Source organism: Sphingomonas sp. ASV193 (assembly GCF_040203355.1).
In the GTDB taxonomy this organism is placed as follows: Bacteria; Pseudomonadota; Alphaproteobacteria; order Sphingomonadales; family Sphingomonadaceae; genus Sphingomicrobium.
The window spans coordinates 374,706-389,750 of sequence record NZ_JBEHBW010000002.1 but is presented as its reverse complement, the minus strand read 5'-3'; the positions used below and the strand labels follow the sequence as shown (position 1 = coordinate 389,750).

14 protein-coding genes and 1 tRNA gene are annotated in these 15,045 nt (G+C 68.3%); 10 read left to right on the top strand and 5 right to left on the bottom strand.

Translation table 11 applies throughout. From position 1 onward, the window contains the following. The first annotated feature begins 2 nt into the window (after nucleotides 1–2). The 4 genes from ubiG (at nucleotide 3) to ABDK56_RS05880 (ending at nucleotide 3,800) form a co-directional block, all read left to right on the top strand. Nucleotides 3–731 carry a bifunctional 2-polyprenyl-6-hydroxyphenol methylase/3-demethylubiquinol 3-O-methyltransferase UbiG gene (gene ubiG, locus ABDK56_RS05895; protein ID WP_349807219.1) on the top strand — a complete coding sequence of 243 codons (729 nt, stop codon included), beginning with the start codon at nucleotides 3–5 and terminating at the stop codon, nucleotides 729–731. An 11-nt stretch (nucleotides 732–742) separates the two neighbouring features. Then, nucleotides 743–1,942 carry a pyrophosphate--fructose-6-phosphate 1-phosphotransferase gene (locus ABDK56_RS05890; protein ID WP_349807218.1) on the top strand — a complete coding sequence of 400 codons (1,200 nt, stop codon included), beginning with the start codon at nucleotides 743–745 and terminating at the stop codon, nucleotides 1,940–1,942. Between the two features lie 97 nt (nucleotides 1,943–2,039). Continuing rightward, nucleotides 2,040–3,026, top strand: a complete 987-nt coding sequence (locus ABDK56_RS05885; RefSeq protein ID WP_349807217.1) for a L,D-transpeptidase family protein — start codon at nucleotides 2,040–2,042, stop codon at nucleotides 3,024–3,026. Between the two features lie 96 nt (nucleotides 3,027–3,122). Next, nucleotides 3,123–3,800, top strand: coding sequence for a phytanoyl-CoA dioxygenase family protein (locus tag ABDK56_RS05880; protein WP_349807216.1), 678 nt, complete (start codon nucleotides 3,123–3,125; stop codon nucleotides 3,798–3,800). A 32-nt stretch (nucleotides 3,801–3,832) separates the two neighbouring features. Here the strand turns inward: ABDK56_RS05880 and ABDK56_RS05875 are convergent, their stop codons facing one another. Beyond that, nucleotides 3,833–4,858 carry a rod shape-determining protein gene (locus ABDK56_RS05875; protein WP_349807215.1) on the bottom strand — a complete coding sequence of 342 codons (1,026 nt, stop codon included), beginning with the start codon at nucleotides 4,856–4,858 and terminating at the stop codon, nucleotides 3,833–3,835. Between the two features lie 189 nt (nucleotides 4,859–5,047). On the opposite strand from ABDK56_RS05875, the gene ABDK56_RS05870 reads away from it, so the two are divergent. Beyond that, nucleotides 5,048–6,913 carry a TIR domain-containing protein gene (locus ABDK56_RS05870; RefSeq protein ID WP_349807213.1) on the top strand — a complete coding sequence of 622 codons (1,866 nt, stop codon included), beginning with the start codon at nucleotides 5,048–5,050 and terminating at the stop codon, nucleotides 6,911–6,913. Here the strand turns inward: ABDK56_RS05870 and ABDK56_RS05865 are convergent. From ABDK56_RS05865 to ABDK56_RS05850, 4 genes are all read right to left on the bottom strand, one after another. Next, complete coding sequence (locus ABDK56_RS05865) at nucleotides 6,910–7,581, bottom strand: glutathione S-transferase family protein (RefSeq protein WP_349807212.1); 672 nt, start codon at nucleotides 7,579–7,581, stop codon at nucleotides 6,910–6,912. The genes ABDK56_RS05870 and ABDK56_RS05865 overlap by 4 nt on opposite strands. Nucleotides 7,582–7,637: 56 nt before the next feature. Beyond that, nucleotides 7,638–8,048: a hypothetical protein gene (locus ABDK56_RS05860; protein ID WP_349807210.1), complete on the bottom strand. Its 411-nt coding sequence runs from the start codon at nucleotides 8,046–8,048 to the stop codon at nucleotides 7,638–7,640. A 79-nt stretch (nucleotides 8,049–8,127) separates the two neighbouring features. After that, nucleotides 8,128–8,940: an undecaprenyl-diphosphate phosphatase gene (locus ABDK56_RS05855; RefSeq protein WP_349807209.1), complete on the bottom strand. Its 813-nt coding sequence runs from the start codon at nucleotides 8,938–8,940 to the stop codon at nucleotides 8,128–8,130. 44 nt (nucleotides 8,941–8,984) lie between these two features. Continuing rightward, nucleotides 8,985–9,920 (bottom strand): complex I NDUFA9 subunit family protein, encoded by a 936-nt coding sequence (locus tag ABDK56_RS05850; protein ID WP_349807208.1) that lies wholly within the window; start codon nucleotides 9,918–9,920, stop codon nucleotides 8,985–8,987. A 155-nt stretch (nucleotides 9,921–10,075) separates the two neighbouring features. Between ABDK56_RS05850 and ABDK56_RS05845 the strand changes: the two genes are divergently transcribed. The 5 genes from ABDK56_RS05845 (at nucleotide 10,076) to ABDK56_RS05825 (ending at nucleotide 15,032) form a co-directional block, all read left to right on the top strand. After that, a tRNA-Leu gene (locus tag ABDK56_RS05845) sits at nucleotides 10,076–10,162 on the top strand. Nucleotides 10,163–10,432: 270 nt separating this feature from the next. After that, nucleotides 10,433–10,522 carry a potassium-transporting ATPase subunit F gene (locus tag ABDK56_RS05840; protein WP_349807207.1) on the top strand — a complete coding sequence of 30 codons (90 nt, stop codon included), beginning with the start codon at nucleotides 10,433–10,435 and terminating at the stop codon, nucleotides 10,520–10,522. Nucleotides 10,523–10,532: 10 nt separating this feature from the next. After that, nucleotides 10,533–12,221, top strand: a complete 1,689-nt coding sequence (gene kdpA / locus ABDK56_RS05835; RefSeq protein WP_349807206.1) for a potassium-transporting ATPase subunit KdpA — start codon at nucleotides 10,533–10,535, stop codon at nucleotides 12,219–12,221. A gap of 13 nt (nucleotides 12,222–12,234) precedes the next feature. Continuing rightward, nucleotides 12,235–14,232 (top strand): potassium-transporting ATPase subunit KdpB, encoded by a 1,998-nt coding sequence (gene kdpB, locus ABDK56_RS05830; protein ID WP_349807205.1) that lies wholly within the window; start codon nucleotides 12,235–12,237, stop codon nucleotides 14,230–14,232. A gap of 14 nt (nucleotides 14,233–14,246) precedes the next feature. Further along, complete coding sequence (locus ABDK56_RS05825) at nucleotides 14,247–15,032, top strand: transporter (protein ID WP_349807203.1); 786 nt, start codon at nucleotides 14,247–14,249, stop codon at nucleotides 15,030–15,032. Nucleotides 15,033–15,045: the final 13 nt, after the last annotated feature.

Sequence of the window (15,045 nt, the reverse complement as noted above, 5' to 3'; positions counted from 1 at the left end):
CAATGACCGAGACAAGCAGCATCGTCGCTTCCGAAGCCGCGCATTTCGGCGGGCTCGCGGGCGACTGGTGGGACCCCAGGGGCACCTCTGCGATGCTCCACAAGTTGAACCCCGTCCGGCTCGACTATGTGCGCGATCAGGTCGACCGCCACTGGGGCCTCGACGAATGCACGCTCCGCCCGCTCGACGGGAAAAGCGCGCTCGACGTCGGCTGCGGGGCGGGGCTGCTCGCCGAACCGCTCGCGCGGCTCGGGGCACGGGTCACCGGAATCGACGCCGCGCCCGAACTGGTCGAGGCGGCGAAGGCCCATGCCGCCGGGGTCGGCCTTACGATCGACTATCGCGCCGGGGACGTCGCCGCGCTCGCCGGCAGCTTCGACCTCGTCACCGCGATGGAGGTGGTCGAACATGTCGCCGACGCGTCCGCTTTCGTCCGCGCGCTGGCGGCGCGCGTCGCCGCCGGCGGGCTGCTGCTGATGTCGACGCCGGGCAAGACCGGCCTGTCGAAGCTGCTCACCATCACGCTGGCCGAAGGCTTTGGCGCGATCCCGCGCGGCACCCACGACTATGACAAGTTCCTCGCGCCCGACGAACTCGGCGCGTTCGTCGCCGCCGCCGGGCTCGAGGTCGTCGACGTCAAGGGCATCGCCTTTTCCCCGACCCGCGGCCTCCACCTCAGCGAAGATACTCGCCTCAACTATCTCCTCGCCGCCCGAAAGGCGGCTTGCTGAAAGCCCAACGCATGCCAAAAGTCGCGCTGCTCACCGCCGGCGGTCTCGCCCCCTGCCTCTCGTCGGCGGTCGGCGGGCTGATCGAACGCTACAGCGAGGTCGCCCCCGACACCCCGATCATCGCCTATCGCAACGGCTATGCCGGGTTGCTTACCGGCGACAGCGTCGAGGTGACGAGCGAGGTCCGCGCCAACGCCCACCGCCTCCACGCCTTCGGCGGCTCGCCGATCGGCAACAGCCGGGTCAAGCTCACCAACGTGAAGGACTGCGTCAAGCGCGGGCTCGTGAAGGACGGGCAGGACCCGCTCGCGGTCGCTGCCGACCGGCTCGCCGCCGACGGGGTCACCATCCTCCACACCATCGGCGGCGACGACACCAACGGCACCGCCGCCGACCTCGCCGCCTACCTCGCGAACCACGGCCACACGCTGACCGTGGTCGGCCTGCCCAAGACGATCGACAACGACGTTATCCCGATCCGCCAATCGCTCGGCGCCTGGACCGCCGCCGAACAGGGGGCGATCTTCGCGCGCAACGTCATCGCCGAACATTCGTCGAACCCGCGCATGCTCGTCGTGCACGAAGTGATGGGCCGCGGCTGCGGCTGGCTCACCGCCGCCACCGCCAAGGCGCACCACGACTGGGCGAAGGGGGCCGCGTTCGCCGGCTGGCTCGAAAACAGCCGCGTCCGCTGGGACGTCCACGGCGTCTACATTCCCGAACGCGGGTTCGACATCGATGCCGAGGCCAAGCGGTTGCGCGCGATCATGGACGCCGAGGACGGGGTCAACCTGTTCGTGTCCGAAGGCGCGGGCGTGGCCGAGATCGTCGCCGCGATGGAGACGGCGGGCGAGGACGTGCCGCGCGATCCGTTCGGCCATGTCCAGCTCGACAAGATCAACCCCGGCCAATGGTTCGCGAAGCAGTTCGCGGCCAGGCTCGGCGCCGACAAGGTGCTGGTCCAGAAGAGCGGCTATTTCGCCCGCTCGGCGGCGGCGAACGAAGCCGACCTCGCGCTGATCCGCCGCTGCGTCGAGCAGGCGGTCGCCTGCGGCCTCGCCGGCAATCCGGGGGTGATCGGCGAGGACGAGGAACGCGGCAACCAGCTCCGCGCGATCGAATTCCCCCGCATCAAGGGCGGCAAGGCCTTCGACGCGAACGCGGACTGGTTCGGCGAGCTGCTCAGCAAGATCGGGCAGGCGAACCCCTAAAGCCCGCGCCACGTAGAGCGGTACGCCTTGCGGTGGACAACGACCGCGGAAAAGCAGAAATAGGACGTCGCGACCTGGGTCGAATTTGGGGGGGACGATGAAAAAATCGCGTCTGCTGTTCGCCGCGCTGGGATTGCTCGCTGCCAGCGCGCATTCGCAAGGCTACACCGTCTCGTCGCCGATCGAGTTCGCCCGCAAGGCCGCCACGCTCAAGCCCGGCCAGTGGGTCTGGGCGCCCGAAGTCTCGCCCAACGGCCCGGTGCTGGTCTATGCCGACCTCAGTCGCCAGATCGCGACCGTGTACCGCAACGGCGTGCGCATCGCCGTCACCACGATCAGCAGCGGCAAGCCCGGTCACGAGACCCCGACCGGCGTGTTCACCATCCTCGAAAAGGACGCGAAGCACCATTCGTCGACCTACAACAACGCCGCCATGCCCTATCAGCAGCGGCTGACCTGGGGCGGCGTCGCGCTTCATGCCGGCGGCCTGCCCGGCTATCCCGAAAGCCACGGCTGCGTCCATTTGCCGTTCGAATTTTCGAAGCGCCTGTTCGCGACGACCAGCATGGGCGGAACGGTGATCGTCGGCGGCGCCGCGGGCGAGGTTTCGACCGAACCCGAGGCCGGCGTGCTGGCGCCGCACATGCCGAGCGGCGCGCGCGCCGAACGCCGGCTTCTGGCGGATGGCGAGACGTTTCGCTGGCAACCGCATCTGTCGCCGTCGGGTCCGGTGTCGATCATCGTCTCGCGGCTCGACAAGCGGGTCATCGTGCTTCGCAACGGGATCGAGATCGGCCGCTCGCGGGCGGAGATCGCCGACCAGAAGTCGGACATCCACGTCTACACCTACATCGGCGAGGTCGGCGGCGAACGGCGCTGGATGGTCGCCGGCGTCGCGCGCGGCCAGGCCGCTCCCCCGGTCAAGCCGTGGCTGGCCGAAGGGATCGACATCCCGCCCGCCTTCCTCGCCAACGTCCGCTCCATCCTGACGCCCGGCGCCAGCATGCTCGTCACCCGCTCGCGGGTCCTCCCGTCGACCAGCGGCCGCCAGATGACCGTGCTCGATTCCGGCCCACGCGCCTGAGCGGAGATTGGCCCGCATGCCTTCGTGGCCAGTGTCCGCTAACGACCCATTGCGGTCGTTGCGCGGGAGTTAGGCTAGCGCCTACCAAGGTTGTCGATGACTGAAACCTCTTCCAGCGAATTAGCGACCGATGGCGCGCGAATCTTTCAGGGCGCGTTGAAGCCCTGCTTGGCCGAATTAGAGGCGGCACTAGCAAATCTTCCCTCGGACGAAGCCGGGGTACGTATTCAAGGGATAGACGCGCTGAAACCGTGGCTCGCTCGCGCCGGTCGCATTGGAGCAATCGCTGCGTCGGTCCTAGGTGAGGGTGCACGACCAGTTCGCGCTATCCTTTTCAACAAATCCCCGAAAGCTAACTGGTCCCTCGCGTGGCATCAGGACCGAACAATATGTGTGAAGGCGAAGCGCGACGTGGCTGGCTACGGGCCGTGGACGGTTAAGAGGGGCATGCATCACGTCGAGCCGCCATTTGAATTGCTCGCGAGAATGGTGACGCTGCGGGCGCACCTTGATGATGTTCCGTCCACCAATGCGCCCCTACTCATAGCGCCCGGCTCGCACCTTTTTGGTCGGATAGCGGTAGGCGACGTCGATGAGATTGCGAAGCGTTGCGGGACCAAGGCATGCTTGGCACACGCGGGCGACGTGTGGCTTTACGCGACGCCCCTCCTGCACGCATCCGAGGCGGCTACCGCACCCACTAGGAGGAGGGTCTTGCAAGTTGACTTCTCGGTGGACGTACTGCCCGGCGGACTCGAATGGCTCGGCTTTTAATGTCCGCTTTCCACCCTTAGCGGAAACTAAGGCTAGGCCGTCTGCAACGCCCCGCGGTAGACGCCTTCCTCCAGCGTCCGTCCCGCGCCCAGCGCCACGCAGTGCAGTGCGTCGCCGGCCACGCGCACCGGCAGCCCGGTCTCGTCAGCGATGACCGCGTCGAGCCCGGCAAGCAGCGATCCGCCCCCGGTCATGGTGATGCCCTCGTCGATGATGTCGGCGGCGATCTCGGGCTGGATATGCTCGAGCGCCTCGCGCACCGAATGGACGATCTGGCCGACCGGCTCGGCCACCGCGTTCGCCAGTTCGGCCTGCGTGATCGACAGCTCGCGCGGCACCCCGCGCTCGACGTCGCGGCCCTTGACCGCGATCGTCGCGCCCTTGCCGTCGACCGGCGGGCGCGCCAGCCCGAACGCCTTTTTCACCCGCTCGGCGGTCGCCTCGCCGATCTGGAGGTTATGCGCGCGGCGGATGTAGCTCATGATCGCCTCGTCCATCTTGTCGCCCCCGACCCGGACCGAGCGCGAATAGGCGAGGCCCTGGAGCGAGATGACGCCGACCTCGGTCGTCCCCCCGCCGATGTCGATCACCATCGAGCCGACCGGGTCGATCACCGGCAGCCCCGCGCCGATCGCGGCGGCCATCGGCTCCTCGATCAGCCGCACCTCGCTCGCCCCGGCGTTGGTCGCCGCGTCGCGGATCGCGCGCCGCTCGACGCTGGTCGATCCCGACGGCACGCACAGCACAACCTTCATCCGCCCGCCGATCCGCCTGCCGCCGGTCGCCTTGCCCATGAAATGCTTGATCATCTGCTCGGCGACTTCGAGGTCGGCGATCACCCCGGCGCGAAGCGGCCGGATGGTCTTCACATTGGCCGGGGTCTTGCCCAGCATCAGCTTGGCGTCGGCGCCGACCGCGCGGACCTTGGCCGGGCCGTTGCCATATTCGAGCGCGACCACCGAGGGCTCCTCGATGACGATGCCGCGGTCCTTCAGATAAACCACCGTGTTCGCGGTGCCGAGGTCGATCGCCAGGTCGCGCGATCCGAAATTGAACATAGGCAGGCCCATCTGGCGCGTCCCCCCGGACAACAGGAGGGGCACGCCGGTCGCCCCACTGGCGCCGGTCATCCTCCCTCGACGATTACAAGGTAGGCGGAAAGGGTAACCGCCCCGATTCCGGGCGTCGAGTTCGCTTGGCCGCACCCCAGCCGCGACTGGACGACAACAGGATTAACGTCCGTCCCGGTGTTGCGCCCGCGCGCACATCGGTCGCTCCCTTGCGAAGCCGCCGGCAATGCGCGACACTCGCCCCGGCCCGGCGTTGCCGACGTCGAAGGGCCTGGTGGGAGTCGGGGGCTGGCCAGGATCTTTTTAAGTTATGCGCGCCACGACCGCCCGGCGGTCGAAGGACTGGCCGCCGCCCTCGATAAGGCGGGCCACTCGGTCTGGTGGGATCGCCAGATCGGCGGCGGCGCGCGTTTCACCGACGAGATCGACCGCGCCCTTCGCGACAGCGACGCGGTGATCGTGCTGTGGTCGCCCGCCGCGATCGCCTCGACCTGGGTGCTCGACGAGGCCGCCGAAGGCCGCGACGCGGGCAAGCTCGTCCCGGTGCGGATCGACGATTGCAAGCCGCCGCTCGGCTTTCGCCAGTTCCAATCGATCGACCTGTCGGGCTGGCGCGCGGGCGACCCGCTGCCGGCCGATCTCGGCGACGCGCTGGCTCGCCACGGCGGCGAAGCGGACAGCGCCAAACGCGCCACGGCGGGCGCGGCCAAGCCCGCCGGGCCGGCACGGGTCGCGATCTGCGTGCTGCCCTTCCTCAACATGAGCGGGGATCCCGAGCAGGACTATTTCTCCGACGGCATTTCCGAGGACATCATCACCGACCTCAGCAAGGTGTCGGCGCTGTCGGTGGTCGCCCGCAACACGGCGTTCGCGCTCAAGGGCCAGTCGCTCGACGTGAAGGAGGTCGCGCAGCGGCTCGGCGTCACCCACGTGCTCGAAGGCAGCGTTCGCAAGGCGGGAGGACGGGTGCGCATCACCGCGCAGCTGATCGACGGAAAGGCGGGCGATCACCTGTGGGCCGAACGCTACGACCGCGACCTCGACGACATCTTCGCGATCCAGGACGAGATCAGCCACGCGATCGTCGCCGCACTGAAGCTCAAGCTTCTGCCCAGGGAAAAGAACGCGATCGCGCAGCGCGGAACGACCAACGTCGAGGCCTATAATCTCTACCTGATGGCCCACCAATATTGGAACCAGGGCAATTGGGGGGACATCCGCCAGCTCGAGCTGGTGCTCAAATTATGCCAGCGCGCGATCGACCTCGATCCGCATTACGCCAAGGCGATGGGCCTGATGGCGATCATCCAGAGCAATCTCCATCACATCTTCGACAAGTCGGGCGATGCCGGGGCCGCCGCGGCCGAGCGCGCGCTCGCGCTCGATCCCACGGTGGCGGAGGCGCACTGCGTTGCTGCCCGCCGCAAGTTCGAGGACGGCGACCTGGCCGGGTCGAAGGAATCGATCGGTCGCGCGCTGGCGCTCGATCCCGACAATTGGGCCGTCCGCAAGGAGGCCGGGCGGCTCGCCTATCACCAGGGCGACCTCGCGGGGATGCTCGAACATTTCGAACGCGCGGTCGAGATCGATCCGAAGGACTTCTACGTCTGGGGGATATTGGTCAACCTCTACCCTGCGGTCGGGCGGCCCGAATCGCGCCAGCACGCCGCCGAAATGGCGATCAGCGAGGCCGAACGCGCGCTCCAGCAGGATCCCACCAATGGCGCGGCGATCACCAGCGGGGTCGCCGGGCTTGCCGCGCTCGGCCAGATCGACCGGGCGCGGGACTGGATCGCCCGGGCCCAGGTGATGTGCCCCGACAACGACGTGCTTCGCTACAACCTGGCCTGCTGTATGGCCGATATAGGCGATATCGACGCGGCGATCGACCTGCTCGAAACGCTTTGCTCGCCGTCGGTTTTCTTCATCAGCGCGATCACCACCGATCCCGACCTCGAACCGCTCCGCGCCAGTCCGCGTTTCGCGCCGCTGGTCGAACGGCTCACGGCGCTCGGCGAGACGATGGCGGAACCGAAGCCCTAGAAATCGACCTTGTCGTAGTGGCCCGGCGGGACGATCACTTCCATCCGCTCGCCGAGGAGAGGGCGGAAGCAGGGGCGGCTCTTCATCACCGCGTACCAGTCCTTGGTCTGCTTGTGCCCGCGCCAGTCGAGCGCGCCGAGATAGTCGATCACACTGAGGTGCGCGGCGGCGGTGAAGTCGGCGAGGCTAAGCCCGGCGCCAGCGATCCAGCGGCGGTGGTCGAGCAGATAATCGAGATAGTCGAGATGCCCGTTGGCGATCCGCATCGCCTCGCGCAGCACCCGCGTGTCGGGGCTTTCTCGGCTGACGAGGCGCTTTCGCATCCGCTCGTGCATCAGCGGCTCGACCACTTCGCGGTAGAGCTTCTCGTCGAACCATTCGACCAGCCGCCGAATTTCGGCGCGCGCCTGCGCATTGCCGTGGAGCATCGGCATCTTGTCGACCGTCTCGTCGAAATATTCGCAGATCGGCTGCGATCCGATCAGGACGATCCCGCCGGTGGAATCGACCAGCACCGGGGTTTCGCCCGCCGGGTTGAGGTCGATGAACTCGTCGCGCCGCTCCCACGGATTTTCGCGCAACAGCTCATGCGCCACGCCCTTCTCGCCGAGCACGAGCCGGACCTTGCGCGAAAAGGGGCAGAGCGGGAATTGGTAGAGTTGCCACATCGGAGTCGGGATCAGGCTTTAGCGACCCCGCCGATTGTCACAACCCGGCGCGGGGCTCAGCGGACCGGATAATTTGGATTGGGCAGGTTGGCGGTCGCGCGGTCGATCTCGGCGCTGAGGTCGCCGACCGCCTTGAGGATCGCGGGAACCGACCGCGACAGCTGGTCGGTCGCCTGCTGGATCACCGGGCCCGACGCGGCCACCTTGCGCTGGATCTCGCGGACCGCGGCGGGGCCGCCGATCTCGTCGCCGACGGTGCGCTGCCGCTCGCGCGCGGTCGCGGTCCGTCCCTCGACCGCGGCGCGAAGCTCGCCGGTGTGGATTCCGGCGATCGCGCGGGTCATCGCCTCGGCCATGCCGCTGATCCGGTTGCCGAGATTGGGGTCGCCGATCACCGGCGGCGGCGCCGTCTGCGCCAGCGCGGGGGTCGCGACCGACAGGGCGATCAGGGGGACTAGAAAACGCATGCCACGCTCCACGACGGAATCGACAGCTTTCAAAATGGCAGGCTTCGCCAATCCGATCAATGGGTTGCGCGATGGCCGCCTAGAGCGCGCGGAGCCAGACCAGCGCGACCACGCCGGCGACGATCCGGTACCAGGCAAAGGGCGCGAAGCCGTGGCGCGAGATATAGCCGACGAACGCCCGGACCACGACCAGCGCGACGAGGAAGCTGACGATGAAGCCGACCGCGATCGTGCCCCAGCCGACGCCGTGCGCGCCGCTCATGATCTCGGCATGGTGCTTGGCGAGTTCGAGCGTGGTCGCGCCGACCATCGTCGGGACGGCGAGGAAGAAGCTGAATTCCGCCGCGGTTCGCCGCTCGACCCCGAGGCTCAGCGCCCCCATGATCGTCGCACCCGAGCGGCTGACGCCGGGGATCATCGCCAGGCACTGGGCGAGGCCGATGCCGAGCGCGGTGCCGACCGGAAGCTCGGCGACCCCGACCTTTTCGGCGCGCCGGGCGAGCCGCTCGATCAGCAGGATGGCGATGCCGCCGACGATGAACGCGATCGCGACCACCTCGGCATTGCCGAGCAGCGCCTCGATCTTCTTGATCAGCAGGAAGCCGAGGATCGCCGACGGCAGGAAGCCGAGCAGGATGTTGCGCACGAAGCGGATCGACACCGGGTTGCCGCGAAGCACGCCCTGGATGACGGTCCAGAAAGTCCGCCAGTAGAGCACGACGATCGCCAGGATCGCGCCGAGCTGGATGATCACGTTGAACGCGTTCCACTGCGCATCGTCATAGCCGAGCAGGCGGCTGGCGAGGATCAGGTGGCCGGTCGAACTGACCGGCAGGAACTCGGTAACCCCCTCGACGATGCCGAGGATGATGGCAATCAGCAGTATCGGCATGGCGGCTTACGCTTTCGACAAGGGGGCAGGTTCGATCGGGGGGATCAGGCGGCGGTCGGGGCGAAGCGGCCGCCGCGGCGATAGCGGCCGAGCCATTCGGGGGCGACCGCGTCGAGCGCGGTGGGGGTGATCCCGAACGCGGCGAGACCCTCGTTCGCGGCCACATTGTCGTGCTGGAGCATCGCCCACTGGTCGCGGCTGAGCGGCGCGCCGGGGAGAAAGCCGAGCGCCGCCATCGCCGAGCCGGCGACGTGGGGCAGGTCGACGAAATCGGCCTTTTTGCCCGCCAGTGCGGCGATCCGCTCGTTGAGCGCTCGCATCGTCAGCACCTCGGGCCCGGCGATGTCGTAGGTCTTCCCGCCATAGGTCGCGGGGTCGAGCGCGGCCTTGGCGATCGCCTGCGCGAGGTCGCGGACATAGACCGGCTGGAATTTGGTCTGCGGGGCGAGCACCGGCACGATCGGCAGCGAGGCCATCGAAGCGAACCGGTTGGTGAACTGGTCCTCGGGCCCGAACACCACGCTGGGGCGAAGGATGGTGGCGGCAGGGAACGCCCTGCGCACACGTGCCTCGCCCTCGCCCTTGGTCCGGCCGTAGAGCGAATCGGCGTGGGGGTCGGCGCCGATCGCCGAAATCTGGACGAAGGCGCTCACGCCCGCCTTTTTCGCTGCCTCGGCGAGCTGGCCCGGTCCGTCGGCGTGGAGCAGGTGAAGCCGGCCCTCGAACGCGCCGACGAGGTTGATCACCGCGTCGACCCCGTCAACCGCGGCGGCAAAGTGCGAAGGACGGGCCATGTCGAAGCCGGTCAGCGCGACCTGCCCGACCGACCCGAGCGGCTGGAGGAAATAGGCCTTGCGCGGGTCGCGCTCGGCGGCGCGGACGCGGACCCCGGCCTTGAGCAGCTGCTCGGCGACGTAGCGGCCGATGAAGCCGCTTGCGCCGATCAGCAGGACGGTCGGGGTGCGTTCGCTCTTTCGCATCGGTACGGGGCTCTGGCTGGTGTCGACGGCGAGGGTCTGTGGGCCAAGCGCGCCGCCCGCGCAAGGGGGCAGCGACTTGGCTGCGCGGGAGCGGTTGACAAGCCGCGCCGAGCCCCTCTAAGCGCCGCCGCCTACCGACACGACGATGTCCCTGTGCCCAGGTGGCGGAATTGGTAGACGCACCAGCTTCAGGTGCTGGCGATCGCAAGGTCGTGGAGGTTCGAGTCCTCTCCTGGGCACCATCAAATCAGTCCGGGGGACTGATTTGATCCGTCGGATGGCAACCCAAGCAAAAGCTTTCCGGGGGACTGATTTGATCCGCCGGATGGCAACCCAAGCAAAAGCTTCCCGGGGGACTGATTTGATCCGCCGGCGGGCGCAAGCGCGGCGGGCAGCTGGGCGTCTCGGTGATCTCCCCGGCTTTATGAAAACTTTACGCGGGCAGCGGCCGTCTCACCGCGCGGGTTAACGGCGATCGGGCCTAGGGGCGGCGCTCCGTTGGGAGAAACCGCGTGTCGTTCGATCTCGCCGCCGGGGCCGCCGTCGCCCTGATCATCCTCGTCTACCTGCTCGCCGTGCTGGCGCGCCCCGAGAAATATTGAGGCCCGCGCCATGACGCTTTCCGGCTGGACCCTGATCGTCCTGTTCACCGCCTTGTTCGTCGCGCTGGCCAAGCCGGTCGGGGCGTTGCTGTTCGCGACCTATTCGGACCGGCGCCTGCCGCTCGCGGCGATCGAGGAGGCTTTCTATCGCTGGTCGGGAGTCGGCGAGAAGGAGCAGGATTGGAAGGCCTATGCCTGGGCGGTGATGATGTTCACGCTCGTCGGCATCGCCAGCCTGTTCGCGATCCTCAAGCTCCAGGGCGGCCTGCCGCATAATCCGCAGGGCTTCGGCGGGGTCGAGACCTGGCTCGCGCTCGACACGGCGGTGAGCTTCGTCACCAACACCAACTGGCAGAACTATGCCGGCGAATCGACGCTGTCGAACTTCAGCCAGATGGCGGGCCTGACGGTTCACAACTTCCTGTCGGCGGCGACCGGGATCGCGGTCGCCTTCGCGCTGATCCGCGGCTTCGCGCGCAGCTCGACGAAGACGATCGGCAATTTCTGGGTCGATATCACCCGGGTCACGCTCTACCTGCTGCTTCCCGCGAGCCTCGTGCTGGCGCTCGCCTATGTCGCGCTTGGCGTCCCGCAGACGATGGCCGGGTCGGTTACCGCGACGACGCTCGAGGGCGCGAAGCAGGTCATTTCGATCGGGCCGGTCGCCTCGCAGCTGGCGATCAAGATGCTCGGCACCAACGGCGGCGGCTTCTTCAACGCCAACAGCGCCCACCCGTTCGAAAATCCGTCGGCGATCACCAATTTCATCGAGATGCTGTCGATCTTCGTGATCGGGGCGGGGCTGACGATCTGCTTCGGCAGGGCGGTCGGGCGCGAGCGGCAGGGCTGGGCGCTGCTCGCGGCGATGGTCGTGCTGTTCCTGATGGGGGTCGCGGTTGCCTACGCGGTCGAAGCGGGCGGCAACCCGTTCCAGCATGCGCTCGGCCTCGCCGGGCCGAGCATGGAAGGCAAGGAAGTGCGCTTCGGGCTGGCCGCGACGATTCTGTTCGTCGTCGTGACCACCGCGGCGAGCTGCGGCGCGGTCAACGCGATGCACGACAGCCTGATGCCGCTCGCCGGGCTGGTCCCGCTGTTCAACATGCAGCTCGGCGAGATCATCGTCGGCGGGGTTGGGGCGGGGCTCTACGGGATGCTGCTGTACGCGATCCTGGCGGTGTTCATCGCCGGGCTGATGGTCGGGCGGACGCCCGAATATGTCGGCAAGAAGATCGAGGCGCGCGAGATGAAGCTCAGCGTCATCGCCATCGCCATCCTGCCGCTGTTCATCCTCGGGCTGACCGCGATCGCCGCGGTCACCGTACCGGGGCTGGCGGGACCGCTCGCTAAGGGGCCGCACGGCTTCAGCGAGATCCTCTACGCCTATTCGAGCACGGTCGCGAACAACGGCAGCGCCTTCGCCGGGCTGAGCGGGAACACGACCTTCTATAACCTGACGCTGGCGCTCGCGATGTTCGTCGGGCGGTTCGGGGTCGTGCTGCCGGTGCTGGCGATCGCCGGCGGGCTGGCGGCCAAGAAAAAGGTGCCCGAGGGCCCGGGCAGCTTCCCGACCACCGGCGGGCTGTGGATCGGGCTGTTGGTCGCAATCATCCTGATCGTCGGCGGGCTGACCTTCCTGCCCAGCCTCGCGCTCGGCCCCATCGCCGACCAGCTCCAGCTCAACGCCCACGTCCTGTCGTAAAGGCGCCGAACCCGTGTCCAAGACTTCCTCGCTGTTCACCGCCGAGCTCGTCACCCCGGCGATCGCCCAAAGCTTCGCCAAGCTCGACCCTCGCACGCTGGTGCGCAACCCGGTGATGTTCGTCACCGCGATCGTCGCGGCGCTGTCGACGCTGGTATTCGTTCGCGGCCTCGTGACTGGTGGCGAGCATTTGTTCTTCCAGGGGCAACTTGTCTTCTGGCTGTGGCTGACGGTGCTGTTCGGCAATTTCGCGGAAGCCCTGGCCGAGGGACGCGGCAAGGCGCAGGCGGCCTCGCTGCGCGCGACCAAGGCCGACCTCAAGGCAAAGCTGCTCGACGGCCGCACGGTCGACGCCGCCGGCCTGAAGCTGGGCGATGTCGTGCGGGTCGATACCGGGGAACTGATCCCGGCCGACGGCGAGGTCGTGAAGGGCGTCGCCTTCGTCAACGAGGCGGCGATCACCGGCGAATCGGCGCCGGTCATCCGCGAGGGCGGGGGCGACCGCTCGGCGGTCACCGCGGGAACGCGGGTCATCGCCGACTGGATCGAGGTCAGGATCACCGCCGCGCCGGGCGAGGGCTTCCTCGACCGGATGATCGCGCTGGTCGAGGGCGCGAGCCGCCAGAAGACCCCGAACGAGATCGCGCTGACGATCCTGCTCGCCGGGCTGACGCTGATCTTCCTGATCGCGGTCGGCACGCTGCCCGCCTTCGCCGCCTACGCCAAGGGCTCGATCGCGGTGCCGGTGCTGGTCGCGTTGTTCGTGACGCTGATCCCGACCACCATCTCGGCGCTGCTCTCGGCGATCGGGATCGCGGGAATGGACCGGCTGGTGCGGTTCAACGTGCTCGCCAAGTCGGGCCGCGCGGTCGAGGCGGCGGGCGACATCGACGTCCTGCTGCTCGACAAGACCGGGACGATCACCATCGGCGACCGCCAGGCGACCGCCTTCTTGCCGGTCGACGGGGTGACCGGGGAGCAGCTCGCCGCCGCCGCGCGGCTCGCCAGCTTGGCTGACGAGACGCCCGAGGGCCGCTCGATCGTCGTGCTGGCCGGGGAGGGCGAGGCGATGCCCGCCAAGGCCGAGGCGATCCCGTTTACGTCGCAGACCCGCGTGTCTGGGCTCAAGATCGGCGAGCGGACGCTGATCAAGGGGGCGATCGACGCGGTGCTCAAGGTAGTCGGCGACCGGCCCGGCGCCGACCAGCTCCGCCAGATCGCCGACGGCATCGCGCGGCAGGGCGGGACCCCGCTCGCGGTCGCCGACGACGGCCGGCTGCTCGGGGTCGTCCAGCTCAAGGACATCGTCAAGGCGGGGATCCGCGAGCGCTTCGCCGAGCTTCGCCGGATGGGGATCCGAACGGTGATGATCACCGGCGACAACCCGCTCACCGCCGCCTCGATCGCCGCCGAAAGCGGGGTCGACGATTTCCTCGCCGAGGCGACGCCGGAGGACAAGCTCGACCTCATCCGCAAGGAGCAGCAGGGCGGTCGGCTGGTGGCGATGTGCGGCGACGGGACCAACGATGCTCCCGCGCTGGCCCAGTCCGACGTCGGGGTGGCGATGAACACGGGCACGCAGGCGGCGCGCGAGGCGGGCAACATGGTCGACCTCGACAGCGACCCGACCAAGCTGATCGAGGTGGTCGGGCTGGGCAAGCAATTGCTGATGACCCGCGGCGCGCTGACCACCTTTTCGATCGCCAACGACGTCGCGAAATATTTCGCCATCCTGCCGGCGATCTTCGTCGCGCTCTACCCGCCGCTCGGCGTGCTCAACGTGATGCGCCTCGCCAGCCCCGAAAGCGCGATTTTGAGCGCGATCATCTTCAATGCGCTGATCATCCCCGCGCTCGTCCCGCTCGCGCTCAAGGGGGTCAAGTATCGCCCCGCCCCCGCCGGGACCCTGCTCGCGCGCAACCTCGCCATTTTCGGCGTCGGCGGCCTCGTCGCGCCGTTCGCCGGGATCAAGCTGATCGACCTCGCGGTCGCCGGCCTTCACCTCGCCTGACCGGAGTGTCCCCGATGCGTTTCCTCGTCCTCGCCGCCGCCGCGATCGCCACGCCCGCGCTCGCCGACGATTCCCCGCCCGCGCTGTGCACCGACCGGCCGACCAAGGCGACCGGGCCGTGCATCGTCCCGACCGGCATGGTCCAGGTCGAAAGCGATGTCGGCAACTGGACCCACTACCGGATCGACGGGACCGGCACCGACACGGTGCTGTGGGTCAACCCGACGCTGAAATACGGCCTCGGCCCGTCGACCGACGTCGAGGTCAACTGGGCGCCGCTGGTTACCGTACGCACCAGCGACGGCGTTCACGACAGCGCGCTGTCGGGGACCGGCGACGTCTATCTGAAGGTCAAGCAGCGGCTGACCGATCCAGCCGCGAAGCTGCAGGTCGCGGTGCTGCCGTGGGTCAAGGCGCCGACCGCGAGACTGGGCATCGGCAACGGCGAATGGGAATATGGCGTGGTGCTTCCCGTCACCTACGCCATCGCCAACGGGACCACGCTTACCGCCGCGCCCGAAGTCGACGCGCTCGCCGATAGCGACGGACACGGCCATCACGCGCAGGTCCAGGGGTCGGTCAATATTGGCCAGGCGCTGTCGTCGACGGTGACCGCTTACGGCGAGCTGTGGACCGCGCAGAACGACGATCCGGCCGGCACCGTCCGCCAGTATTCGGCCGACGCCGCGGTGGCGTGGCTCGCGCGCCCGACGCTGCAGTTCGATGCCGGGGTCAACCTCGGGCTCAACCGCGCGACGCCCGGGGTGCAGGCCTATCTGGGCGTCTCGACCCGTTTCTGAATAGGAGCCACGC